This is a genomic window from Sorangium sp. So ce887 (genome assembly GCF_051521455.1).
Classification (GTDB): Bacteria; Myxococcota_A; Polyangia; order Polyangiales; family Polyangiaceae; genus Sorangium.
Genome location: NZ_CP150354.1, coordinates 8,399,840 through 8,423,630 on the forward strand (window position 1 = coordinate 8,399,840; position 23,791 = coordinate 8,423,630).

The 23,791-nt window shown below is 72.8% G+C and carries 15 protein-coding genes; 4 read left to right on the forward strand and 11 right to left on the reverse strand.

From position 1 onward, the window contains the following. The first annotated feature begins 16 nt into the window (after positions 1 to 16). Together WMF36_RS31210 and WMF36_RS31215 are read left to right on the forward strand one after the other, a co-directional pair. Positions 17 to 1,483, forward strand: a complete 1,467-nt coding sequence (locus WMF36_RS31210) for an imelysin family protein (RefSeq protein ID WP_437574412.1) — start codon at positions 17 to 19, stop codon at positions 1,481 to 1,483. After that, on the forward strand, positions 1,470 to 2,975 hold the full coding sequence (locus tag WMF36_RS31215) for an HTTM domain-containing protein (protein ID WP_437574413.1): 1,506 nt from the start codon (positions 1,470 to 1,472) through the stop codon (positions 2,973 to 2,975). The genes WMF36_RS31210 and WMF36_RS31215 overlap by 14 nt, the downstream gene beginning before the upstream one ends. An 18-nt stretch (positions 2,976 to 2,993) precedes the next feature. Here the strand turns inward: WMF36_RS31215 and WMF36_RS31220 are convergent, their stop codons facing one another. Continuing rightward, on the reverse strand, positions 2,994 to 5,048 hold the full coding sequence (locus tag WMF36_RS31220) for a TonB-dependent receptor family protein (RefSeq protein ID WP_437574414.1): 2,055 nt from the start codon (positions 5,046 to 5,048) through the stop codon (positions 2,994 to 2,996). 588 nt (positions 5,049 to 5,636) lie between these two features. Between WMF36_RS31220 and WMF36_RS31225 the strand changes: the two genes are divergently transcribed. Next, the gene (locus WMF36_RS31225) at positions 5,637 to 5,840 is read left to right on the forward strand and encodes a hypothetical protein (RefSeq protein WP_437574415.1); all 204 of its coding nucleotides are present in this window, start codon (positions 5,637 to 5,639) and stop codon (positions 5,838 to 5,840) included. Here the strand turns inward: WMF36_RS31225 and WMF36_RS31230 are convergent, their stop codons facing one another. From WMF36_RS31230 to WMF36_RS31250, 5 genes are all read right to left on the reverse strand, one after another. Then, the gene (locus tag WMF36_RS31230) at positions 5,841 to 6,779 is read right to left on the reverse strand and encodes an FAD binding domain-containing protein (RefSeq protein WP_437574416.1); all 939 of its coding nucleotides are present in this window, start codon (positions 6,777 to 6,779) and stop codon (positions 5,841 to 5,843) included. It lies immediately after the preceding gene. Beyond that, on the reverse strand, positions 6,776 to 7,255 hold the full coding sequence (locus WMF36_RS31235) for a (2Fe-2S)-binding protein (RefSeq protein ID WP_437478744.1): 480 nt from the start codon (positions 7,253 to 7,255) through the stop codon (positions 6,776 to 6,778). The genes WMF36_RS31230 and WMF36_RS31235 overlap by 4 nt, the downstream gene beginning before the upstream one ends. Then, complete coding sequence (locus WMF36_RS31240) at positions 7,252 to 9,597, reverse strand: xanthine dehydrogenase family protein molybdopterin-binding subunit (RefSeq protein WP_437574417.1); 2,346 nt, start codon at positions 9,595 to 9,597, stop codon at positions 7,252 to 7,254. Before WMF36_RS31240 ends, WMF36_RS31235 begins: the two co-directional genes overlap by 4 nt. A 93-nt stretch (positions 9,598 to 9,690) precedes the next feature. Then, entirely contained in the window at positions 9,691 to 10,329 is a 639-nt protein-coding gene (locus WMF36_RS31245) for a nucleotidyltransferase family protein (protein WP_437574418.1), read from the reverse strand. Continuing rightward, positions 10,326 to 11,270, reverse strand: coding sequence for an XdhC family protein (locus tag WMF36_RS31250; protein ID WP_437574419.1), 945 nt, complete (start codon positions 11,268 to 11,270; stop codon positions 10,326 to 10,328). Before WMF36_RS31250 ends, WMF36_RS31245 begins: the two co-directional genes overlap by 4 nt. A gap of 188 nt (positions 11,271 to 11,458) precedes the next feature. Between WMF36_RS31250 and WMF36_RS31255 the strand changes: the two genes are divergently transcribed. Next, positions 11,459 to 13,372 carry a HEAT repeat domain-containing protein gene (locus WMF36_RS31255; protein ID WP_437574420.1) on the forward strand — a complete coding sequence of 638 codons (1,914 nt, stop codon included), beginning with the start codon at positions 11,459 to 11,461 and terminating at the stop codon, positions 13,370 to 13,372. A gap of 1,745 nt (positions 13,373 to 15,117) precedes the next feature. Here the strand turns inward: WMF36_RS31255 and WMF36_RS31260 are convergent. The 5 genes from WMF36_RS31260 to WMF36_RS31280 form a co-directional block, all read right to left on the reverse strand. Then, positions 15,118 to 16,431, reverse strand: coding sequence for a hemolysin family protein (locus WMF36_RS31260; protein ID WP_437478754.1), 1,314 nt, complete (start codon positions 16,429 to 16,431; stop codon positions 15,118 to 15,120). A gap of 63 nt (positions 16,432 to 16,494) precedes the next feature. Then, the gene (locus WMF36_RS31265) at positions 16,495 to 17,871 is read right to left on the reverse strand and encodes a glutamate--cysteine ligase (protein WP_437574421.1); all 1,377 of its coding nucleotides are present in this window, start codon (positions 17,869 to 17,871) and stop codon (positions 16,495 to 16,497) included. A gap of 27 nt (positions 17,872 to 17,898) precedes the next feature. After that, positions 17,899 to 18,873 (reverse strand): homocysteine S-methyltransferase family protein, encoded by a 975-nt coding sequence (locus tag WMF36_RS31270; RefSeq protein WP_437574422.1) that lies wholly within the window; start codon positions 18,871 to 18,873, stop codon positions 17,899 to 17,901. A 191-nt stretch (positions 18,874 to 19,064) separates the two neighbouring features. Beyond that, the gene (locus WMF36_RS31275) at positions 19,065 to 21,887 is read right to left on the reverse strand and encodes a VWA domain-containing protein (protein WP_437574423.1); all 2,823 of its coding nucleotides are present in this window, start codon (positions 21,885 to 21,887) and stop codon (positions 19,065 to 19,067) included. Then, positions 21,884 to 23,791, reverse strand: a complete 1,908-nt coding sequence (locus tag WMF36_RS31280; protein ID WP_437574424.1) for a vWA domain-containing protein — start codon at positions 23,789 to 23,791, stop codon at positions 21,884 to 21,886. The genes WMF36_RS31275 and WMF36_RS31280 overlap by 4 nt, the downstream gene beginning before the upstream one ends.

Here is a 23,791-nt window from a genome sequence, read left to right on the forward strand (position 1 = left end):
ATCCCAGGAAGGCTCCATGAACAGCGTGAGGCCGAGAATGTACCGGGCCCGGAACGGGAGCGCAGCCCACCGCCTCCCGACGGCGCTCCTGCTGTCGCTCGCCGGCATCGCCACGGTCGTCGCGTGTCGTAAGCCTCCCCCGAACGAGGTGGTCTACACCGGCCAGAACGCGGTTCCCGGCGGCGCGCAGCCATCGGGCAGCGGCGGGGCCGCGCCCGCGCCTTCGACCGGGAGCGGCGCCGTGAGCTCCACGACGGGGGGCGCCACGACGGGGAGCGCCACGACGGGGAGCGCCACGACGGGCGCCTCCACGAGCGCCGCGACCGGAGGCGCGGGGGGCGGCGAGCCGGGCGTCGGTGACGTCTGCGCCCCGGTCCCCATCGCGGAAGGCCCCTTCACCAAAGCCAAGCTGCTCTCGGCGGCCGCCGACTGCGCGCTGAACCGCGCCTGCGAGTTCGAGGCGCAGGCGCGCGCGCTGAACGAGAGCGCCTCGGCCCTCGCCAGCGCCCCGGGCGAGCCGAGCGCCTCCGCCGCGCGCGGCGCCTGGCTCGCCGCCATGACGGTCTGGCAGGAGGCAGAGATCTTCCGCTTCGGCCCCGCGGCGAGCTCCGCGCAGCCCGGAGGGCAGGATCTCCGGGACCAGATCTACGCCTGGCCCCTCGTGAGCCGGTGCAAGATCGAGGAGCAGATCGTGAGCCGGGCCTACGCGCAGCCGGGCTTCTCCTCGTCGCTCATCAACGCCCGCGGCCTCGCGGCGTTCGAGTACCTCGTCTTCCACGGTGGCGGCGACAACGCCTGCTCGCAGTTCTCGACCATCAACGCGAACGGCACCTGGGCGGCGCTCGGCGCCGGAGAGCTCGCGCGGCGCAAGGCCGATTATGCCGCCGCGGTGGCCGCGGACGTGCTCACCCGCGCGGGCGCGCTCGCGCGCGTCTGGGCGCCCGAGGCGGGGAGCTTCCGGGAGAAGCTCACCCAGGCCGGCCACGGGAGCCCCGTCTTCGCGACCGAGCAGGACGCGCTCAACGCGGTGAGCGACGCGATGTTCTATGTCGAGAAGGAGCTCAAGGACTGGAAGCTCGGGCGGCCGCTCGGCTTCACCGCGGACTGCGTGACCCCCACCTGCCCGGAAGCGCTGGAGTCCCGCTTTGCCCTGGTCTCGACGGCGCACCTCCGGGCGAACCTGAGGGGCTTCCGGCGCCTGTTTCAGGGCTGCGGCGAGGGCGGCGAGGGCGTCGGGTTCGACGACTGGCTGCGCGAGGTCGGCTCGGGTGATCTCGCCGATCGCATGCTGGAGGCGCTCTCGGGGGCCCAGGCGGCCGTGGACGCGCTCGACCTGCCGATGGAGCAGGCGCTCGCGACCGACCGGGCGAAGGTCGAGGGGGTCTACAACGCCGTGAAGGCCCTGACGGACCTGCTCAAGACGGAGTTCGTCAGCGCGCTGAACCTCGAGCTGCCCCAGTCGTCGGAAGGTGACAACGACTGAGCTCCCTGACCGCGCGCCCCCTCGCGGGCTCGCGGCGGCGTGGTCGCGCGCGGCCGGGGCTCTGACTCGCCCGATCGACATCGCCTGGCTCGCCGCGTTCCGCGCCCTGTTCGGGCTCACGATGTGCGTGAGCATGGCGCGCTTCGTCGCGTACGGCTGGATCGACGAGCTCTTCGTCAAGCCGAGCTTTCATTTCAAGTACTGGGGCTTCGCCTGGGTCGAGCCGCTGCCGCCGGCCGGAATGCACGCCCTGTTCTGGGCGCTCGGGGCGCTCGCCCTGGCGATCGCCCTCGGCTTCATGTTCCGCGTCGCGGCGCCCTTGTTCGTCGTCGGCTTCACCTACCTGCAGGTCATCGACGTCACGACGTACCTCAACCACTATTACCTCGCGAGCCTGCTGGGCCTGCTGCTCGCGGTGTCGCCCGCGCACCGCGCCTGGTCCGTCGACGCACGGTTCTCCCGGCGCCGCCAGCGCTCCGTCCCGGCCGCGTGGCTCACCCTGTTCCGCTTCCAGGTCGGCGTCGTCTACACGTTCGCGGGGCTCGCCAAGGCGCACGCCGACTGGCTCCTGCACGCGCAGCCGCTCAGGATATGGCTCGGCTCGCGCACCGACATGCCGGTCCTCGGCCCGCTCTTCACGCACCCGTGGGCCGCGCCGCTCATGAGCTGGGCGGGGTTCCTGTTCGACACAAGCATCGTCTGGCTGCTCCTCGTCCGGAGGCTCCGTCCCTTCGCCTACGTCGCGGTGATCCTGTTCCACGCCGTCACGCGCGCCCTGTTCCCGATCGGGATGTTCCCGGTGATCATGGTCCTGTCCGCGCTCGTGTTCTTTCCCCCGGCGTGGCCCAGGCGGCTCGTCGCCCGGGCGCGCGCGCTCCTCGGCCACGGCAGCGCCGGCGGCCACGGCAGCGCCGGCGGCCACGCCAGCGCCGGCGGCCACGCCAGCGCCGGCGAGCGGCCCGCGCTCGCCGGCGACCTTGCCGCCTCGCCGGCGGCGCCCCCCTCGCGACGGCTGCGCGCGCTCGGGCTCGCGCTCGGCGCCGCGTATTGCGCCGTCCAGCTCGCGCTGCCGCTCCGCTTCCTGGCGTACGGCGGCAACGTGCGCTGGCACGAGCAGGGAATGCGCTTCTCCTGGCGCGTGATGGTCCGCGAGAAGAACGGGAGCGTCACCTTCATGGTCCGCAACACGCAGACCGGCCGTACGTGGCACGTGAGCCCGCGGGAGTACCTGACCCGCCAGCAGGAGCGCGAGATGGCGGGCCAGCCCGACCTCATCCTGCAGCTCTCTCGCCACATCCGGGAAGACTTCGAGCGCCGCGGCCGCGGGCCCGTGGAGGTGCGCGCCGACGCCCTCGTCTCGCTCAACGGCCGCCGCATCGCGCGCCTCATCGATCCCGGCGTCGACCTCGCCTCGGTCCGCGACGGCATCGGCCCGGCGTCTTACATCCTCCCGGGCCCGAAGGAGCCTCCGCCGCACCTCCGGCCGCTCTGATCGACGCCAGGCTCCGCGTCAGAACGACGCCTTGGCCCCGACCTGGATCCACCGCGGCGCGTTCGGCCGGGCGCCGAAGGGCCGGCGCGACACGATGTACTCGGAGCCGAGGAGGTTCCGCGCGTTCGCGTAGAGCACGAGCGGCCCGACGACACGCACCCTGGCGCTCGCGTCGATCAGGAGCTGCTCGTCGGTGGCGAGCGCCTGGGCCATGGGCTCGCCGCCGGCCTTCTCGCGCATCGCCGACACGTAGCTTGCGCCCACGACGACGCCGGCGCGCTCGTGCTCGACCCCGACCGACAGGCTCGCCTGGTGCCGCGGCACGTAGGGCATCTCGTCCCCCTTCGCCACCCGGCCGAAGATGGGGTCGTCCGAGGTGAAGCTCGTGAGAAACTCGGTCTGCGTGAGCGTGTAGGCCACGGTGATCGGCAGCTTCAGCTGGCCGAGCGGGATCTCGTGCTCGGCGTAGGCTTCGACGCCGTAGATCCTGGCCTCGCCCGCGTCGTACTGGCGGTCGAGATCCGCGTCGAGGCAGCCGCTCGAGAGCGTGCAGACGTCCGTGATGTTCGAGTAATCGTTGTAGTAACCGATGAGCTCCGCGCGCAGCGGTCCGTCGGCGAAGCGCGCGCCGCCCTCGTAGTTCACGCTGAGCTCGGGCTGGACGTGCTCGTCGCTCCCCGGCGCCGGCGGGCTGAAGCCGCGGTAGACGCCGGCCAGGAGCCCGAGCGCCTCGGTGAGCGCGTAGTAGGCGCCGGCGCCGGGCAGGAGCGCCCGCGCGAGCCGCGTCTGCTCGCTCCCGGCCGCGCGATCCACGAGCGCGGAGCGCATCATCTCGATCCGGACGCCGGGAGTCACCGTGAGCGATCTCCACGTGACCGCGTCGCTCGCATGGAGCGCGGCCGCCTCGGTCCACGCCTCGTTGAACTGGGTCACGACGGTCGGGCCGCCGTCCGGCACGAGCGTGCCCCCGAGCACGTGAAACCCGTTCTCGCTGTGGCGGCGCTCGACCCGATCGTAGTGCAGGCGCAGGCCGTACTCGACGCGGTGCGAGACCGGCCCCGTGGTCGTGTTCCAGCGGACGCGGGTCTCCACGCCATGGGCGGCGAAGTCGCGCTCGTTGGGGCCGATGAGCAGCGCCTCTCCCGGCGTCGAGCTGTCGAGCTGCCCGGTGAGCACGGCGTAGTACACCGCGTTCTGCGGCTTGTCGGGGGCGGCGAGCACGTCGAACAGGTTGGCCCCGCGGAACCCGTTCACCTTGCGCCACGCGCGCGAGAAGTCGTTCCGGTAGACGGTCGTCGTCACCGACACGTCCGGGGACGGCTCGAGCACGTGCGTCAGGGCGACCGCGGTGCGGTGGTTGCGCATCCGGTCGAGCGCGCTCGCGCCGTAGCGGCGGAGCGGGCTCTTCTCGAAGTCCTCGTCCGTGATGCCGAGGTACGTCTCGTTCGAGAGCTCTTCCGAGTACGTGAGCTTGAGGCGGAGCTCGTTCTTGATGCGCGCGGTCGGGTCGACGACGTAGCTGCCCTTGAGCATCACCTCGTTGCGGTAGAACCCGGTGTCCTCGCCGCCCGGGAGCTCCTTGAACCCGTCGCTCCGGAGGTGCACGCCCTCGACGAGGAAGTCCATCTGACCGTCGCTCGACCCGAGATAGCCGTGCGCCTTGCCGTAGCCGTACTCGCCGAGGGCGAGGTCGAGCGCGCCCGAGGCGAGCGACGGGGCGGAGCGGGTGATGAGATCCACCGTGCCGCCCACGGTCTGCGGGCCATAAGCGATGGCGCCGGGCCCCTTGATCACCCGCACGTTCGACATGCGCGTGATCAGGGGAAAGTAATAGGCTGCTGGCGCGGAGTACGGCGCAGGCGAGATGGGGACGCCGTCCTCCATGAGCGTCACCTTCTTGCTGCGATCGGGGTTGACGCCGCGCACACCGATGTTCGGCCGCAGGCCCAGCCCGTCTTCGCCCCTCACGTACACGCCTGGGACGCTGATCAGCACCGCGTGCGGGTCGTCGTGCTCGAAGCGCTCTAGCTGGCGGCTCTTGATCACATGGGCCGAGCCCGCGGTCCTCGTCACGCGCGTTCCCGCGACCGTGACCTCCACCGGCGCTTCGTCGCGAGAGGCCGCCTGCTCCGGCGCAGCAGCGCCCTGGGCCTCCGCCGGCGCTTCGTCGCGAGAGGCCGCCTGCTCCGGCGCAGCAGCGTCCCGACCCTCCGGCGGCGCTCCGGCATCCGGAGGGGAACCCGAGGCGGATGGGTTCCCCGTGGCCCCTGGGCTCGGTTCAGGAGACTGCGCATACGCGCGGGCCAGGGTGAGCAGAAGCACGGGCGCGGCGAGGCCAAGCCGACGCAGGGAGGTACGGAGCAGCATCAAATGTAACAAATATTACAAATAGAAAATTACCGTGCCGCGCGCTCGGCGGGCACGCAGCGTCTCGAACGCGCGGGTATCACGGACCCACTCAAAATGAAAGTCAACATCAATTAGGCAGCGCTCTGCCGCGTCGGGTACGGCATGTCCCGGGATGTCGGCGCGGCCCGTTCTTCGAGCCACGATCCGAGGCTTCCGCGCGATGTTTGCCGCGCCGTCGCGCGCGCGTCGCCCCTCCAGCGCATCCTCCCGCCGCTCGGGCCGTCCCGGAGCGTTCATCGTCGAGGAGTGCTCATGAAATACGATATCGGCATGATCTGCCAGGCCTGCGGCTGCGTCACCATTTTCCAGGCCGGCACCAACACCCCGCGGCGATGCGCTCGCTGCGATGACGTGGACATGGATCCCCCGCCCGCGCTGCCGTCGCGCGAGCGGTCGGCGTGCTCCGGCGGGCGCAGCCGCCGACTCGAGGCCGCGCAGCTCGACTGGATGGAGTGATCAGACCGGCGCGCCGAGCTGCCGGAGGAGCTCTCGCACCACCCCGCGAGCGCAGTGCTCCCGGTAGGCGCGCGTCGAGCGCACGTCATCGATGGGCGAGATGTCCTGCGCCACCGCGGCGTCGAGCTCCGCCGCGGTGAGCTCGTCGAGCGGGTGCGACAGGCAGAGCGCGCGCACGCTCGGCAGGAGCGCCGTCGTGGGCGCGACCGACGCCATCCCCAGCCCGAGCCGAACGAGCCGCCCGGATCGCACCTCGGCCACCCCCGCGAGCGCGACCTTCGAGATCGCCTGAGCCCGGCGCGCGCCGACCTTCCGCCAGTACCAGGGCGTTCCGGGCTCCGGCAGCGCGATCTCCACGGCGACGATCACCTCGTCCGGCGCGCGCGATGTGCGCTTGTAGCCCGTCTGCAGGGCGCTCATCGGGATGCGCCGCTCCCCCCGGACGCTCTGCACCACGACGATCGCGTCGTAGGCGGCGAGCGCGGCGACGCCGTCGGCCGCCGGCGACGCGGTGGCCAGGTTGCCGCCGAGCGTGCCGCGCGCCTGGATCTGCACCGCGCCCACGTCGCGGCTCATCCGCGCGAGGAGCGGCGCCCGCCGGGCGATCGCGTCGCTCCGGCGCATCTCCAGGTAGGTCGTCGCGGCGCCCACCCGGAGCGTGTCGCCCGAGATCGAGATGCCGCGCAGGTCCGGGAGCCGGGACACGTCGACGACGATCGGCGGCGCCGCCGGATCGGCGCTCGCCGGCGGCGCCGCCGCCGGGGCCGGGGCGGGCACACCGAGCGGAGGCCTGAGCTCCTGCTCGACGACCCAGTCGGTGCCGCCGGCCAGGAGCGCGACCGGCGCGCCGCGCGCGGCCTGCTCCGCCACGAGCTCGCACAGGGGGCCGAGCCCGGAGACGCGCCGCATCTCGAACAGGGGGAGATCCGCGATGCTCACGGGGCCCTCCCCCCTCCCCGGCGCAACGCCGCCGCGGCGCGGACGCTCTCGACGATCCGCTGGTAGCCGGTGCAGCGGCACAGGTTGCCCGCGAGCGCCTCGCGCACGTCGAGCTCCGAGGGATCCGGGTTCCGCACGAGCAGCGCCTCGGCGGAGACGAGCATGCCGGGCGTGCAGATCCCGCACTGCGCGCCGCCCTCCTCGACGAAGCAGCGCTGCAACGGCGACAGGTGCCCGGCGGCGGCGAGGCCCTCGACCGTCGTCACGTGCCGCCCCTCGCACTGCCCGATCGCGACGAGGCACGCGTTCACGGGGTCGCCGTCGATCAGCACCGTGCACGCGCCGCACTCGCCCTCCGCGCACCCCTCCTTCGTGCCCGTGAGCCCGAGCGGCCCCCGGAGCGCATCGAGCAGCCGCGAGAGCGGCGGCAGATCGACCTCGCGCGGCGAGCCGTTGACGACGAGCGATACCTTCATGCGCGCTCCCCTCTCCCCGCCGCCGTCCGCGGCGCCGCGGCGCCGCGCGCCGCCTCGAACAGGCGCTCCGGCGTGAGCGGCAGCGCGCACGCGGCGATCCCCGTCGCGTGCTCGACCGCCGCGGCCACCGCGGGCGCGCCGCCATCCATCGGCATCTCGCCGATGCCCTTGGCCCCGCCGCCCGGACCGAACGGGAACGGCGCCTCGACCAGGACGACATGGAACGGCGGCGCGTCGAGCGACGTCGGGATGATGTAGTTGGTCATCCTCGGGTTCCTGATCTTGCCGCCCTGCCAGACGATCTCCTCGGAGAGCGCCCAGCCGATCGCCTGGAGGCTGCCGCCCTCGATCTGCCCCTTGCACATCACCGGGTGGATCGCCTTGCCCACGTCCGCGGCCGACCAGAAGTCGACGACGGTCACCTCGAAGGTGTCGAGGTCCACCTCGACCTCGGCCACGTCGCACGCCCAGCCGAAGCACGGGTACGCGTCTCCCTTGTAGGCCTCGTCGTCCCAGCGCACGTAGCTCGGCGGCTCGTACTGCTTCAGCGACGTCACCTTCCCCTCGCGGGCGAGCAGGCGGTCGGCGGCCTCCTCGAAGCTCAGCGCCGGAGGCGCCGCGCTGCTCGCCTGCCCCTCCTGCGCGGCGCGCGGCTGCCGCGCCGCCTCCTGCTCCTCGCGCACGCGGCTCGCCAGCTCGCGCGCCGCGGCCTCGAGGATCGACCCGACCACCATGACGGTGCGCGACGCCACCGTGGGGCCCGAGTCGGGCACCGTCGTCGTGCACGGCACCTCGAACTCGACCCGATCGAGCGGCAGCCCCGCCGCGTCCGCGGCGATCTGCCGGAACACCGTCTCCGTCCCCTGGCCGATGTCGGTCGACGCCGTGCGGATGCGGAGGCGCCCGCCGGGCGCGAGGTCCACCGCGATCTTGCCCTTGTAGTAGCGCTCGCCCGACCCGGTGAAGCCCGCGCCGTGCATGAACACGGACAGCCCGATCCCGCGCGCCACGCGCCCGCGCACGACCGGACCGGCCGCGCGCTTCTGCCGGTAGCCGCTCGCCGCGATCGCCTTCGCGATGCACTCCTCGCCCGCGACGCTCTCGCGGAGCACCTGCCCCGTCGCGGTCGAGTCGCCGGGGCGCAGCACGTTCTTCGCCTTCAGGTCGAGCGGATCGCAGCCGAGCTCCCCCGCGACGCGGTCGAGGTGCCGCTCGATCGCCCAGATCGTCTGCGGCGCGCCGAAGCCGCGGAAGGCGCCGTTCGGCGGCGTGTTCGTCGCGACGGCGGTCGCCTCGATCCAGACGTCGTCCCAGCGGTAGGCGCCCGACGCGTGGAGGGCGCCGCGCGACAGGACGACCTGCGACAGCGTCGCGTACGCGCCGCCATCCATGAGGACCCGGATCTTCAGCGCGCGGAGCGTCCCGTCCCGATCGCAGCCGCTCGTGATCTCGCAGGACGCCGGGTGGCGCTTCGTCGTCGCCTCGATGTCCTCCGTCCGGTCGTAGATCATCCGCACCGGGCGGCCGCTCTTCCTCGCCAGGAGCGCCGCGTGGAGCGCGATGATCGACGGGTACTCCTCCTTGCCCCCGAAGCCGCCCCCGGTCACCGACTGCGTGATGTGAATCCGGTCGGGCGGCAGCCCAAACGCCTTCAGGAACGCCTTCTGCACGTAGAACGGGCACTGGATCGAGCCGGTCGCGTGCGCGCCTGCCTCGTCCCACCAGGCGATGACCCCCTGCGGCTCGATGTAGAGCTGCTCCTGGTGATGCGAGGCGTACGTCCCGGTGACGACCACCTCGCAGCGCGCGAGCGCCGCGTCGATGGCGGCCTCGCTGCGCTCACGCTCGGCGTCCGCGCACCCCTTCGTGATGAGGTACCGCTTGATGACGTTGTCGGTGCCCCAGAGGATCTCGTCGCCCTCGAGCGCGGCGCGCATGTCGAGCACCGGCGGCAGCGGATCGATGTCGAGCGTGACGGCCTGGACCGCCCGCGAAAGCTTCAGCCGGTCCGCGCAGCCGAGCAGGACGATCGGCTCGTAGGCGTGGTTCACCTTCCCGGTCCCGAGGATCGGCTGATCGTCCAGGATCAGCGCGACCACGTTGACCGGGACGTCCTCGGCGAGCACCACCGTGACGTCGCTCCAGTCGAACGCGGGGTCGAACCGCACCCCTCGGAGGATCCCGCGCGGCACCGGGCTCCGCACGGTGCGCCCGAAGATCTCGCCCGGCATCGCCGGGAGATCGTCGACGTAGCGCGATGCCCCCGTGACCTTGGGGGGGCCGTCGGCGCGGGGCACGCTGCTCCCCACGGCGCTTGCTGAGGCTGGAGGGCTCGTCGCCATTCTTCTGCTCCTCCTCACCGACGATAGCCCGGTCGCCCGGGTGACGTCGACCCGGGCGCGCTGCGCGACGTCGTCGACGAGCGCCGATCGCCCTCAGGTGAGGAAGCGCGGCGGCCCCCCGAGCACGCGGATCACGTCCACCGGGATGTTCAGGTCGTGCAGCACCCTCGGATCGTCCACCTCCTCGCCCACGCACCTGTCGCCGAGCGCCCTCAGGTGCTCGCGGAGCGGCGGCGGATCCGGCTCGAGGTAGCGCTGCAGCGCCTCGGCGCGCAGCACCACCGGGTGGCCGCCGCGGCCGAGGTGCCGCGGCCGCACCGCGAGCGGCGGCGCCTCGGACGGCGCGCCCGCGTCGAGCCGGGCGATCAGCCGCGCCACCGTCGCGGCGCTCGCGGGGGGCACGTCGACCGGCGTCACGACGACGGCGTCGGCGTCGCCGATGCGCGGCGCGGCGACGGCCAGCGAGCCCGCTGGGCCGAGGTCGTCCGGGGCGGTCCACGAGACCAGGTCGATGCCCGGCCGCACGTGGGCCAGGAGCGCGTGAAAGACGGAGGTGCGCACCACCACGAGCACCCGCGCGCTCTCGGCCGCGAGCCGCGCCTCCGCGTGCGCGATGGCCAGCGGCCGCTCGACCCCTCCCTTCGCCCCCGCGGGCCAGGCGAGGAGCGCCTTCGGCCCCCCGAGCCGCTTGCCCGCGCCCGCGGCGAGCACGATCGTGATCACGGTCTTCATCGAGCCTGCTCCTCCCCCGCCTGCGCGGCCGCGGCGGTCGACCCCCGAGCGCGCTGTCGCCCCGAGCGCCAGGCGACCAGCTCCGCGGCGAGGGCGACGCTGATCTCGGCCGGAGTGCGCGCCCCGATGTCGACGCCGACCGGCATCCGGACCCGCGCGACGTCGCTCTCCGACACCCCCTTCGACTCGAGCCGCGCGCGCGTGCGCGCCGCCTTCGCCCGGCTCCCGACCCCGCCGACGTAGCCGAACCCGCGCGCGAGCGCCCACTCGATCGCCGCCTGGTCGAGCCCGTGGTCGTGCGTCATCACGAGCGCCGCCGCCTCGCCGAGATCCCTCGGCAGGCCCGCCGCCACCTCGGGGTCGTCGTGATCTGCGAGCACGAGCCGCACCTGCTCCGCGAGCGCGGGCAGGGGCCCCTGCTGCGCGCCGTCGTGCAAAGGCGGCACGCCGGTGAGCGGCCCCGACGGCGGCACGCGGGCGGGATCGGCGGCGGCGGCGCGCGCGTCGCAGAGGGTGACCCGGAAGCCCAGCGACGCGAGGAGCGGCGCCGCGAACGCGCCCACGTGCCCGGCGCCGATCACGAGGACGTGCACCGCGGGCAGCATCGGCTCGATGAGGACCTCGACCGAGCCGCCGCAGCACATCCCGAGGCTCGGGCCCAGCCGGAAGGTCTCGAGCTTCGGGGTGCTGGCGAGCTCGTCGAGCGCGCGCCCCATGATCCCGAGCGCCGCCCGCTCGACGGCGCCGCCGCCGATCGTGCCGATCGCGGTGAGATCCTCGAGCAGGCAGAGCTTCTGCCCCGGCGTCGACGGCGCCGAGCCGTGCCGCGCCACCACCGAGGCGAGCACCACCCGCCGCCCCGCCTCGAGCGCGCCGAGCGCCGCGCGCAGCACGTCGTTCGGCAACGCCGTCCGCGGGATGACCTGGCTCAGATCCGGCATGGTGGAACTCTAGCGACCCGGGGACCGAAAACGAGAGCGCCGAGAGGTCCCACGCTGAAAGAGCTTGCCGGAACGGCGCGCTTGTCGCGAAAGTCGAGCGCGCGCGGCGAGCGACGCAGGCACCCCCTGGATCCCGGCCGGCTGCATCCGCCGGGATCCCCAATGAAAACGTGGAGATCCCAGACTCGATGAGCTCCCCCGCCACGCCCGACCCCGACCTCCAGCGCGCCCTCTCGGACCCGGGCTTCACGCCGGGGCGCCGCCACTTCACCGCCCTCCTCGAGCTGCTCGAGACGGCCGGCGAGCCCGCCGAGCTGGCCGAGCGGGCGCTGCGGCGCGCCGGCGCGGCCGCGCTGCCGGCCGCGCTCGAGCGCGCCGCAGGCGCGGCGCCGTCGCTGCGCGCGCCGCTCACCCGGCTCATCGGCAAGCTGATGGCCGCCGCGCCGCTCGATCCCCAGGTCTCGGAGCGGGCGCGCGACTACCTGCTCGCCTGCCTCCGCGACGACGATCGCCGCACGCGCCGGATGGCGGCGGTGGCGCTCGGCAAGCCGAAAGCGGCGGATCTCGGTCGCCCGCTCGTCGAGCAGGCGCTCGCCGAGGCGGCGCGCAGCGAGCGCTCGCCCGACGTCCGCCGCGCGCTGATCGACGCGCTCGGCAAGGTCGGCGGCGGCGTCGCGCTCGACGTGCTGGCCGAGCTCGGCGGCGACGACGACGTCACCGGCGTGCGCGCGCGCGCCGAGCTCCTGGCCAGGAGGACCCTGTCGCGCGGCGAGCCGTCGGAGATCGCCGGCGATCGCGCGCCGGAGCTCCCTGTCCGCGTGGCGGTGCGCTGCCGGCGCGGGCTCGAGGCGATCCTCGCCGAGGAGCTCGCGGCGCTCGACAAGGACTCTCCCGGCGGGGCGCTCGTCCCCGAGCTCCGGAGCGATCCGTGCGGCGGCACGCGCGTCGAGGTGATGCTGAGCGGCCGCCTCGACGTCCTGTTCGGGGCCCGCACGATGCTGTCGATCGCGCTGCCGCTGCCGCTGCGGAAGCTCGATCCGGGCGCCGATCTCGCCGCGGCGGTCGCCGAGCGCCTGCTCTCGCGGGAGTCGCTCGAGATCCTGCGCCGCTTCACGCTCGGCGCGATCCGCTACCGCATCGACTGGGCCGGCGGCGGCAAGCGCCGGGCAGCGGTGTTCCGCGCCGCGGCGGCGGTCGAGGCAGGGGCCCCGGAGCTCGTGAACGATCCGACGCAGAGCACGTGGGACGTGGTCGTCTACGAGGGCGCGGGCCGCGTCCGGGTCGAGCTCGCGCCGCGCCTGCCCGACCCGAGGTTTACGTACCGCCGGGGCGACGTGCCCGCGGCGTCGCACCCGACGATCGCGGCGGCGCTCGCGCGCATCGCGGGGGTGCGCGCCGACGACGTCGTCTGGGATCCGTTCGTCGGCTCGGGCCTGGAGCTCTGCGAGCGCGCCCTGCTCGGGCCGTACCGGCGGCTCGTGGGCTCGGATCGCGATCCTCGGGCCCTGGAGATCGCGCGGGAGAACCTCGACGCCGCGGGCGCGCGCGACGCGGAGCTCCTCCAGCGCGACGCGTACGGTGGGCCGCCCCCGGGCGACGCCCCCACGCTGATCCTGACCAACCCGCCCCTCGGCAGGCGCGTCGAGCGCACGGGAGAGCTCGACGCCATGCTCGACCGCTTCGTCGAGGGCGCCGCGCACGCGCTCGCACCCGGCGGCAGGCTTGTGTGGATCTCGCCGTTCCCCGAGCGGACCGAGGCGGTCGCGCGCCGCTCAGGCCTCCGGCCCGAGGCGCTCCAGCGCGTGGACCTGGGCGGCTTCGACGCCCAGATCCAGAGCTTCCACAAGGCGGCGGTCCAGCCGCAGGCGAGCCTCGACCGAGGCGACGGCCGGCGCGGGGATCGGCTGGACCGTCCCCTCCCCGGGCGCGCCGGGCGCGGCCCCCAGCAGGCCGAGCTGCGCGGCGAACAGCATCGCCCCCGCCGCCAGGAGGAGCGCCACGAGCACCGCGATGATCATCCCAAGCCGCCCCGAGCGATCGGGGGGCGGGTCGGTGGTCATGCCGTCGAGCCTGCCGAAGGGCGGCGACGCCGGCGCGGCTGAGCCCTGCTGCGCCGGAGCCGCGCTCGGCTGCGCGGCGAGGGCGTTCTGCGGGGGCGGCGATGCCGGCTGTCGCGGGCTGACCGCACCGACGGCAGCGGCGCGCGGCCCGGGGAGCCCGCCGCTCCCGGCGTCGGGGCTCCCGGACGCAGGGGCCAGGGGCACCCCCGGCGCGCGATCGACCGGCGCTCCAGCGGGGCGGCCTTTCGCCGCCGCGTCGGCGAGCGCCCGTGGCGTGCTGACCGACGCTGCCGCCATGACCTGAAGCGGCGCGTCGGACGTGGTCTGGGATGCCTCCCGCGTCCGCGTGGGGACGTCGTCCTCGTCGTCCTCGTCGTCGACGACCGTGGGCGCATCCAGCGTGGGCTCGTCGTGGATGTCGTCGTCGAGATCGCCCAGGAAGGGCATGTCGTCGTTGCGCTGCGGATGCGGCCTCGCCAGCGCGCCGTGCTCAGCGCCCGGACGCTCGCGCCCAACGAACGCCGGGGCCGGCGCCCCGAGCGCCGACGGCTCGCGAGGACCTCCGGCGGGCAACCCCGCGCTCGTTCCGGGCCGCCCGGCGCTGCTCACGCGGTGCGCGACGGAGGGCGTTCCTCCGAAGGGCGGCGGCGCTGCGGCCGCCGGCCCCGCCGCTCCGCGGAGGTCCAGGGGCGACCCCTCCCGCGTGAGCGTCATCGGCTTCTCGCCTTCGCGCTCGTCGCCGAACGACTGGGTCAGCGGGACCGCCCCGACGCCCGGGAGCCGCCCTCGCGCGGCCGGAGCGCGGCCTCGCGTTGCTGGAGCGGCTGGCGCTGCAGCTGCAGGCGCTGCCACGGGCGCCCTGGGGACGGGGGCGGCACCCAGCCTCGGCGACGACGCGCCGTGGTACGCCGCTGGAGGCTGCGGGCGCTCAGGCGGAAGTTGCGGCGGCGGCTGCCCTGCGGCCGCTGCCGCCGTGCGCTGCGCGATGATCGCGTCGAGCTGGCTCGAGCTCAGCGGCGCGACGCGCATCAGCGTCCGCACTTCGTCGTCGTCCTCGTCGTTCGTCGCGTCCTCGTCGTCGAGCGGGAGCAGCGTGCGCACCGCGGGGTCGGGGTGCCATTCCTCGAGGGCGCGCCGGAAGGCGGCGGCGTTTGTCGTGCGGACGGAGCGATCGCGCTGGAACGCGTCGTCGAGGACCCGCTGGAGATCGTCGTCGCCGACGTCGAAGACCGCGAGCGGCGCCGGCGAGGAGCTCGCGATCCTTTGCCGCGTCTCGGCGTCGCTCCCGCCGCCGAAGGCGCTCGTCCCGGTCAGCACCTCGTAGAGCGTCGCCGCGATGGCCCACACGTCGTCGCCGGGCGAGAGCGTCCCGCCCGCGATGCGCTCGGGCGACTGGTAGGCGGCGCGGCTCGGCGTCTGGCGCAGATCAGCCAGGATGGCCTTCGAGGTGCGGTCGACCGCGGTCGTGAGCACGCACTCGGGCGAGATGGCCCCGTGCGCAACGCCGAGGGCGTGCAGCGCCTCGATCCTCTTCGCGAGACGGATGGCCCAGCCGACGGCGTCGAGCTCGTTCAGCGGGCCATCGCGCAAGATCCGAGTTGCAAGCGTTTCCACTTACGAAGCCAGGGTAGTACCGGTTCGCCGAAGTTTGTACCGGGATCCGCGTGCAGTTCGCACCGGGACCGACCAATTCCGGGATGCGCGTCCAGCCGCGCACCTTCCTCGGGGGCGGCGCCCCCGACGGACGGCGCCGGCGCGGGGATCTGCGGCGCGGGGGGACGCGCTCGTCACGACCGCTCGCCCCCGGTCGCGTCGGTCGGGACGATACGGACGCGGCGCACCCTCCGGCCAGCCACGTCCATGGCCACCAGCGTATAGCCCTCGCACTCGACGCGCTCACCGGCCTCCGGTGGGTGCTCGAGCCGGCCGAGCATATAGCCGCCGACCGTCTCGACGGTCTTCACCTCGGGCAGCAGCACGATATGGGCGTCGCGCTCCAGGTCCGCGAGCAGCACGCGGCCGTCGACGTCGACGATGCCGCCGCCGCGGCGGTGGATGGGCGGCACCTCCTCGTCGTTCTCATCGCGGATCTCGCCGACGATCTCCTCGATGAGGTCCTCCATCGTGACGAGCCCGATGAACTCGCCCGAGGCCGAGGTGATGATCGCCACAGGCACCTGGCGCGCCTGCATCTCGAGGCGGAGGCGCTCGACCGAGGTGTTCTCGCGCGCGAAGATCGGCTTGCGGAGCAGCTCGGCCACGCGCGTCGCGCGGCGTCGGTGGCTCAGGACGTCGAACAGATCGCGGAGGTGCAGGTAGCCGAGCACGTTCTTGCCCTGCTCGTCGAGCACCGGGTACCGGGAGTACCCGGCGTCCGCCACGGTCCGCACCGCCTCCTCGATCGTCATGTTCGCGCGCAGGATCGCCGCGTCGGAGCGGAGCGACATCACGTGCCGCGCCGTGCGCCGGCGCAGGTCGAAGATGCGCACGAGCATGCTGCGCAGCGCCGGATCGAGCCCCGCGGGGCTCTTGGTCAGGAGCAGCCGGAGCTCCTCCGAGGTGTGCGCGATCTCGGCCTCGCCGACCGGCCGGAGCCCGAAGAGCCGGACGAACCCGTTTGCCATCGAGTTGAGCACCCAGATCACCGGCCACATCAGGACGAAGAACCCGTGCAGCGGGCGCGCCGCCCAGAGCGTGACCTTCTCCGTCCGCTGGATGGCGAGCGACTTCGGCGCGAGCTCGCCGATCACCGTGTGGAGCGCCATGATCACGATGAACGCGATGCCCACGGCGAGGGCGTGCGCGCCGACCCCCGACCACGCGCCGATCGGCGCGAGCATCGGCTCGATCAGGTGGGCGATCGCGGGCTCGCCGATCCAGCCGAGCCCGAGCGACGCGAGCGTGATACCCAGCTGGTTGGCCGAGAGGTACTCGTCGAGCCGCTGCGACATCTGCAGCGCGAGCCGCGCGCGCGCATCCCCCTCGCGCACGAGCTGCTCCAGCCGCGTCGGCCGCATCTTGACGATGGCGAACTCGGAGGCGACGAAGAACGCGTTGAGGAGCACCAGGAGCGCGGTGCCCAGGAGATAGACAAACGTCATGCCGGTCGACGTCCCCCCGCGGAGGCGCCTGCCCCCCCGCGCCTCCCCGGCGACGAACCGCGCTTAAATCCGCGCACGATCGAGGATCTTGCTTCGCAGGTCCGGGTCGTCGTTGCTGAGTCCATCGACGAGAGCATCGGCCGGAGACTGCCCCTTGGCGATGAGCGCGCTGAGCCGGTCGAGGTGGACGCGCTCGTCCTTGCCGCTCTTGTTCAGGCGCGCGCGCCGCTCGAGGCCGCCCGAGGCGATCGAGACGAGCTGCTCGGCCATCGCCGCGAGCGGCTTGCCGCGGAATGTAGCGCGGAGCGCGCGCTCGGCGATCATCGGGCGCACGGCCTCGAGCTCATCGAACCTGAAGCTCTCGGACAGGGCGTCGGCCTCGTCGAGCGCGCGCGCGTCGTACAAGATCCCCGTCCACAGCGCCGGGAGCGCGCAGACCAGGTTGCCCGGCAGCGAGTCCGCGCCGCGGACCTCGAGGGTCCGCTTCAGTCGGACCTCCGGGAAGAGGGTGTTGAGGTGCATCTCCCAGTCGGCGCGGGTGGCCCGGTGCCCATCGCGGCCGTGCTCCAGGAACTCACGGAACGTCTGCCCCGTGTTCTCGATCACCTCGCCGTCGCGCTTGATGAGGAACATCGGCGCGTCGACCGCCCACGCGACGTAGTCCGAGAAGCGGCGGCCGCGCTCGAGCACGTTGCGGAGCAGCCCCTGCCGCGACGGGTCGACGTCGAGCCAGACCTTGGCGCGGTAGCTCCGCCCGCCGAACAGCGCGCCCTCGTAGAACGGCGAGTTCGCGAAGATGGCCGTCACCAGCGGGGAGAGCCGGAGCGACACGCGGAGCGCGCGCATCGCCGCCTCCTCGCTGGCGTAGTCGAAGTTCGCCTGCACCGTGGCGGTGCGGCGCATCATGTCGAGGCCGTGCGCGCCGCGCGTCGGCAGGTAGCGCCGCATGATCGCGTAGCGCCCCTTGGGCACCCAGGAGAGCTCGGCTTGGGACGCGAACGGGTGGAACCCGATGCCGAGCCACGCGAAGCTGAGCTCGGCGGAAATGTCGCGCAGCTCCGCGAGGTGCCCGCTCATCTCCATACAGATCTGGTGGATGTTCTCGAGGGGCGCCCCGGACAGCTCGAGCTGCCCGCCTGGCTCGAGGGTCACCGAGGCGCCGGCCCGGGCGAGCGCGATCAGCGGACCGCCGGGGGTCTCGTGCTCGGGCGTCCAGCCGTGCCGCTCGACGAGCGCCTGGAGCACGGAGAGGATGCTCCGCTCACCCTCGTAGGGGATGGCGGCGCCCGTCCTGGCATCGACCCCGAACTTCTCCGCCTCGGCGCCGATCCGGTGGAGCGACTCGGGCTTCACCGCTTCGTGGAAGGGAAACATCAGATCGTCGAACGTCTTCAACGGTTGAGACATCGACTCGCTCGCGTGGCTTGCATCGGCCATCATCACGGTTCCGGTTTGTTTCGTTCTCGCCTAGAGCGCACGCCTAAGCAGGGGCGCGCGCTGCGTCGTACGGAGCATCTTCGCGAGCGCACCGAGGTGCGCCAGCGTTGTCCCCGTCCCTCCCCCGAGCATTCGCGCGCCCGCCTCGATGAGCCGCGCCGCGGACACGGCCCAGGCGTCGCACGCCTCGGCGGGCGAGGGGCGTTCGGCCCCCTCTCCATGCGCGGGCTCGACGCCGAGCAGCACGCCGACCTGGGCCTCGTGGGCGACGCCCTCGAGGCGCCGGAGGATGTTGAGCCCGAGGTCGACCGACGCGATCTCGAAGAGCAGCGCGTCCGCGCCGCTGTCGAGCGCCCCCCGGGCGACCTCCTCGAAGCCCTCGCCGTCGGCGGTACGTCCGGCCCCGTCGAGCTCCACGAGCGCCCACGTCGCCAGCTGCGTCGTGCTGGCGCTGACCACCGCCGCGCGGCGCGCGAGCCGCGCGACCGCGGGGGAGACGCACGCCGCCTGGACGGGATCGAAGCCGCAAGCGACGAGGATCTCGCAGCCGGCGGCCGCCAGCCTGGCCGCATGGACCGCGTAATCTTCCGCAATCCGGTCGGCCATGGGCGCGGCGGCAGTGTGGCCCAGGATACCGGCCACCGCCACGCGGCGAGCGGCCGCGCCTGCCGCCTCCGCCGCGAGCTCGACCGCTGTTCCGGTCAGCGCGGCGGCTCGGAACCCCATGCCGATGGGCGCCAGGGCACGCGTCGTCGTCGCGGACGTGAGGGCCCGGACCACGTCGATCCCCAGCGCGATCTCCTGCTCGTGGAGCTCCGCGATCGTCCGAGGCGACTCGCGGAGCAGCCGGCCGAGGGCGGTGTTGGAGGAGACCGAGGCGCCCCGGCCGCGGAGCGAGGCGAGCGGATCGCCGCTGATGATGAGCGGACGACCTACCGGAGGCCGAAAGGTGGAGGCCTCGAGCGCGTTCACGTCCTTCGCTGCTTTCCAGGGCTCCTCTACCACCGGTCTATAAGGGGAAACTAGCCCAAGACAGCCCCTCCGCGTCGCGAAATGGTGCGGGCCAGCGGTCTGGAGCACAGCGATCCATGCAGCGGAGTCGGGGGCAACCTGACGGATGCTCGCCGGTGCTGGGCGTGACGGCGGCGCGGAACGGGGGATCAGCGATCATCGGGGCTCGGTTGTGCCGCGGGCCGTCATACGGCGGGGAGGCTCCGGCCTCCTACCCCGCGGCCGCGGCGTGCGACGAACTTCCGGTCGAAGAGCCGCACCCGCCGGACGAACAGATCGAGCAGGAAGACGAGCATGGCGGCATAGATGAACCGCTGCCAGAGCTCCTCGTGGAAGGTCACCTTCTCCCCGGCCGGGTCGAAGATGGCCGCCACGCCGTTCGGATCGACCGCGCCGCCGGTCAACGTCGCGGCCTTCTCGAGGGTCGTGAGCTCGGGCTCGAAGCTTGCGTACTCGCGGGGGTACGGGTTCGAGACGTGGCCGTAGCTGACGGCGACAGGCCGGAGCGAGCCGTCCTCGGCCTCGCGAAGGTGTTCCGCCCGCAGCAGGAAGGAGCCGTACCGATCCAGCGCGAGCGCCGTCTCGTACCGGCCCGGCGCGGTCTGACGCATGTCGACCACCCGCGTCGTCCCGCCCGGCTCGGGCCCGATGATGCTGAGCCGGGAGGACAGGTTGTTCTCGAACCGGTCGTCTGCCCCGAACGCGTCCACCGACGCGCGCAGCTCTCCGTCCACGATCTCGGCCTTCATGTCGAGCTCGCGCCGGTGCTTCTGGCGCATGTGCTCATGGATGAGCTGCCCCCAGAACTTCTCGAAGCCCGGCCACCTCAGCCACTCCACGGCCCAGCGCGCCTTGACGTCGCTCGTCCAGGCCAGCGTCCACCCGAGGCCGACCCGCCAGCGCGCGAGGATCGGCTCCTCGGTGTCGCTCGTGAGCAGCTCCTGGGCCGGCGACGGCTTCAGCTTGGTCGAGACGTAGCCGTGCAGGTTCGGCGCCGTGCGGATGTCGATGCCGCGGAGGAACGCCGCGTCGCCGACCTGCGTGACCGGAAACCACTCCTCGACGGCAGCGGCGCGCGCGACCATCTCGGTCTCCTTGGTGAAGATCCGCGGCAGGTTGTTCGGATCGGGGACCGCGTGGAAGCGCCCTCCGCCCACGTCGGCGATCATCTTGAGCAGCTGCTCGTCGAGGTCGTTCCCCAGCCCCACGGTGGTCACCGTGATCGACTCCGCGATCATCGCGGACACGAGGTCGCGGATGCCGCCCGTCGACGCCTTGCCGTCGGTGAGGAGGATGACGTGCTTCTTGCGCGCCTGGGTCACGGTCATGTCCTGGTAGGCGGCGTCGAGCGCGGCGAAGATCTCGGTCCCGCCGCCCGGCTGGATGCGCGCGATCTCGCCGGCGATCCGCGAGCGGTTGCGCGCGGGCTGCATCTTCACGTACCGGGTCGGCGCCGAGTCGAACGCGATGACCTCGATCAGGTCGTCGGACGACAGGACCCCGGCGGTCGCCTTCGCCGCGGCCTTGGCCATCTCGAGGGGCAGCCCGGTCATCGACCCCGAGCGATCCATGACGAGCGCCATCGCGACGCTCGGCATGTCCTTCTTCCGCTCGTTGTCCATCCGCACCGGCAGGATCCGCTCGATGGTGGTGCGGTACCAGCCGCCGAGGCCGTACCCTGACTCGCCGCCGGCGAAGAGGAACCCCCCGCCGAGATCGCGCACGTAGCTCTCGATGATCTCCTGCCCCTGCAGGCTGAGCGCTTCCTTCGGGGTATCGGACACGATCAGGAAGTCGTAGCGCTCCATCTCCTTGAGGGAGCCGGGGAAGCCGGCCGGCGGCCTGACGTCAACGTCGAGCTGCTGCGCGGTGAGCGCGCTCGAGAGCGGGCCGGCGTGCTGCGGCGTCCCCTCGATGTAGAGCACCGACGGGCGTCCGGGCACGTCGATGGTGGTCGCGTACCGGTTGTTCTCCTTGAATTTGTCGTCGGCGATCTGGTCGAGCTCGAGCGCGTAGGTCACCTGCCCCGCGATGCGCACGACGCTCTTGAACACGACGTCGTTCGGCCCCGCCTTGAGCTCGAGATCCCGGATGCCCTCGAGGCCGTTCAGCGCCTCCCCCTGGAACAGCCGCACACGGGCCTTTGTGGCGCGGCTGGCATAGATGTCGGCGTGGATCTCGAACGTCTCGCCGACCTTGACGCGGTCCGGCATCCTGAGCTCGCGCACCGCGACCTCGGGCGGCGCGGGTCGCCGGTACGGGATGGAGAACAGCCGTACCCCGAAATCGCGCGCCCGGTTGGCCTCGGCCAGCACGTCGCCGTCGGTCTGGACGCCGTCCGACATCAGCACGGCGCGCTTGAGATAGCCGGGCGGGTACAGCCCGTAGGCCAGCTGAAGCGCTGCCTGGAGGTTCGAGCCTGCGCCGAGATCGCCGCGCTGTCCTTTCTCGTCGAGGTGGCGGCCGATGGCCGGCGCGCGCCGCTCTGCGTCGCGGCCGGCCGCCTCGCCGGCGGCGTGCTCGACGAGCCGCGGCCGTCGCGCGAACGTGATCACCTTGATCACGCCGTCCTCCGGCTTCTCGGCGAACGCCTTGTCGACCGCCGCGCGCGCGTCGCCGAGCGACTCGTCGGTGACGGACTCCGAGACGTCGATGAGATAGATGGTGGCGACCTTCTCCGTGGTCGCGGTCCTCGCGAGCCGCGAGAGCCCGAGCGCGATCAGCGCGACGAAGGCGATCCTCAGCAGCACGGAGAGCACGCGCTGCGGGAGGGGAAGGTCGGCGAGCGATCCCGCGAGGACGCCCACGAACCAGGGGGCGAGCAGGAGCGCGCCGAGCATCTTCGGGTTGAGGAGCTCGTACTTCACCCCCTCGCGCACCCACGTGAGCGTCGGATCCGGATGCAAGATGACGTACTTCCGGTACGCCCAGAACAGGATCCCACCGAGGGCGGCGCAGGTGATGGCCCACGCGACGACGCGGAACTTGCGGCCACTGAACGCGCTCACACCGTCACCCTCCTGTGGTACGTGAACCACTCGATCGCGGTCACGAGGAGCACCGCCGCGAGCAGGTAGACCCAGAGCTCACGGCGAACGCCGATCTTGAACTCGCTCACCGCGCCCGCGCCGCGTCCGTCGACCTTGAGCTCGGCGGCGGGTGCGATCGCGCTCTCCTGCGGCGCGGAGAGGTTCGCGGCGAACATGCTCTCCTCCTGCGCGCCGGCGGCGCCGACGCGCAGCGTATAGAAGCCGGCGTGCTGTCCGAGGAAGACGGCGCGCCCGTCCTGGATCGGGACCGCCCGCTTCGTCCCGTCGGGCAGCTCCAGGCTGGCCGACTCCGCGGACGAGGACGCCGGGATGTGCCAGACGGCGCCCGTGCGGAACGAGGAGATGTAGCTCGTGTCCTCCTCGACGAAGTCGTTGATCGCGTTGAGCAGGAAGAGCGGCCAGGCGATGCGGAGGGGGAAATCGCTCTCGCGGACGTCGAAGCCGAGCGCGACGAATTTGACGCCGCCGCGCCGCCCCTCGATGAGCAGCGGGCCCTTGTAGCTCCGGCCGACGACCCTGTCTTCCTTGTTGCCCTTGAGCACATGGGCGCGCGCGACGTTCACGTCGCTGAGCGCCGTGTAGCGCAGGAGCGGGTGCTTCGCGTCGAGCTCGTCGAACCCCAGACGGTAGTTCGGGTCGTCGTCCAGGATCTCCTTGCCTACCTCGAACGGGAGGGTGGTCCCGGTCGGGTTGAGGTAGAGCAGGCTCCCGCTCCCCGGCGCGACGCTCGGCGCCACGCCGTCGAAGATGGTCACGTCGAACGACGACGCCGTCGGGTAACGCTGCGGCTCGACGTACGTCACGTCGAGGTACTCGTCGAGGAGCAGCGCCGCCTCGAGGAACATGTTCCCCGCGGAGACGACCTGGACGCGCGCGCGGCGCCGCTCGGGGAGGAGCGCGTACGCGCGGTTGTCCGCCGGGAGGTCATCGGAGCTGCCGTCGGCCAGCGCGAGCTTCGCCTCGAGCGTCTTCGATGCGCCGGAGAGGTTCGGGTAAAAGCGGGGCAGCTTCTCCTTGGGCTTGAGCCGGATGCGCGTCAGATCCGTGAGCTGGCCGTCGCCGAGCAGCGACAGCTCGAGATCGAGCGGCTCGTCGCTCGTGTTCGTGACCTCGAGCATCACCTCGTAGCGGCTCTTGTCGAGCGGGTAGCGCCGCACCGAGAACTCGGTGATGGCGGCGTTCCGCTGGCCCGTGCCGATGGGCAAGAACGAGAGCTTGATGTCGCCGAGGTGCACCGGCCCGCCGGCGTCGGCCGGTTCGCCGAGCGCGCCGTCGCTCACGACGATGACCTCCGGCGACGGGAGCCCGCTCAGGGTATCGCCCGCGAAGCGCAGCGCGCGCGCAAAATCGGCCGTGGCGTCGGTCGGCTTCACCGCCGCGACGGCGGCCTCGAGATCGGCGATCTCGCCGGTGAGCGTGGACAGCGGCGTGACGGCCGCGTCCATCTGGGCCAGCAGCATGCGGTCGCTGCCGGACAGGCCACGGACCATCTTCCTGACCTCTTCCTTCGCGAGCTCGATCCGCGAGGGCGCGACGTCGACGGCCTGCATGCTCGCGCTCGCGTCGACGAGGACGACGATGTTGCGCCCCTCGACGAGGTTCGCCTGCGGGCGAGGATCCCCGAGCGCGAGCAGGAGCAGCGCGAGGAGCGCGAGCTGCAGCAGGAGCGAGAGGAGCCGCTTCAGCTGCGAGAACAGGCTCGTCGCCTCCTTGTCCCGGAGGACGCGCTCCCAGATCTTCGAGAAGGGGACCGCGACGGGCCGCCGGCGCAGCTTGAGGATGTAGAAGACGACGACCACCGCGCCGGCGAGGGCGCCGATCTGGAGCAGAGTCTGCAGCGGGACGCCGGTGAAGTGCAGCAT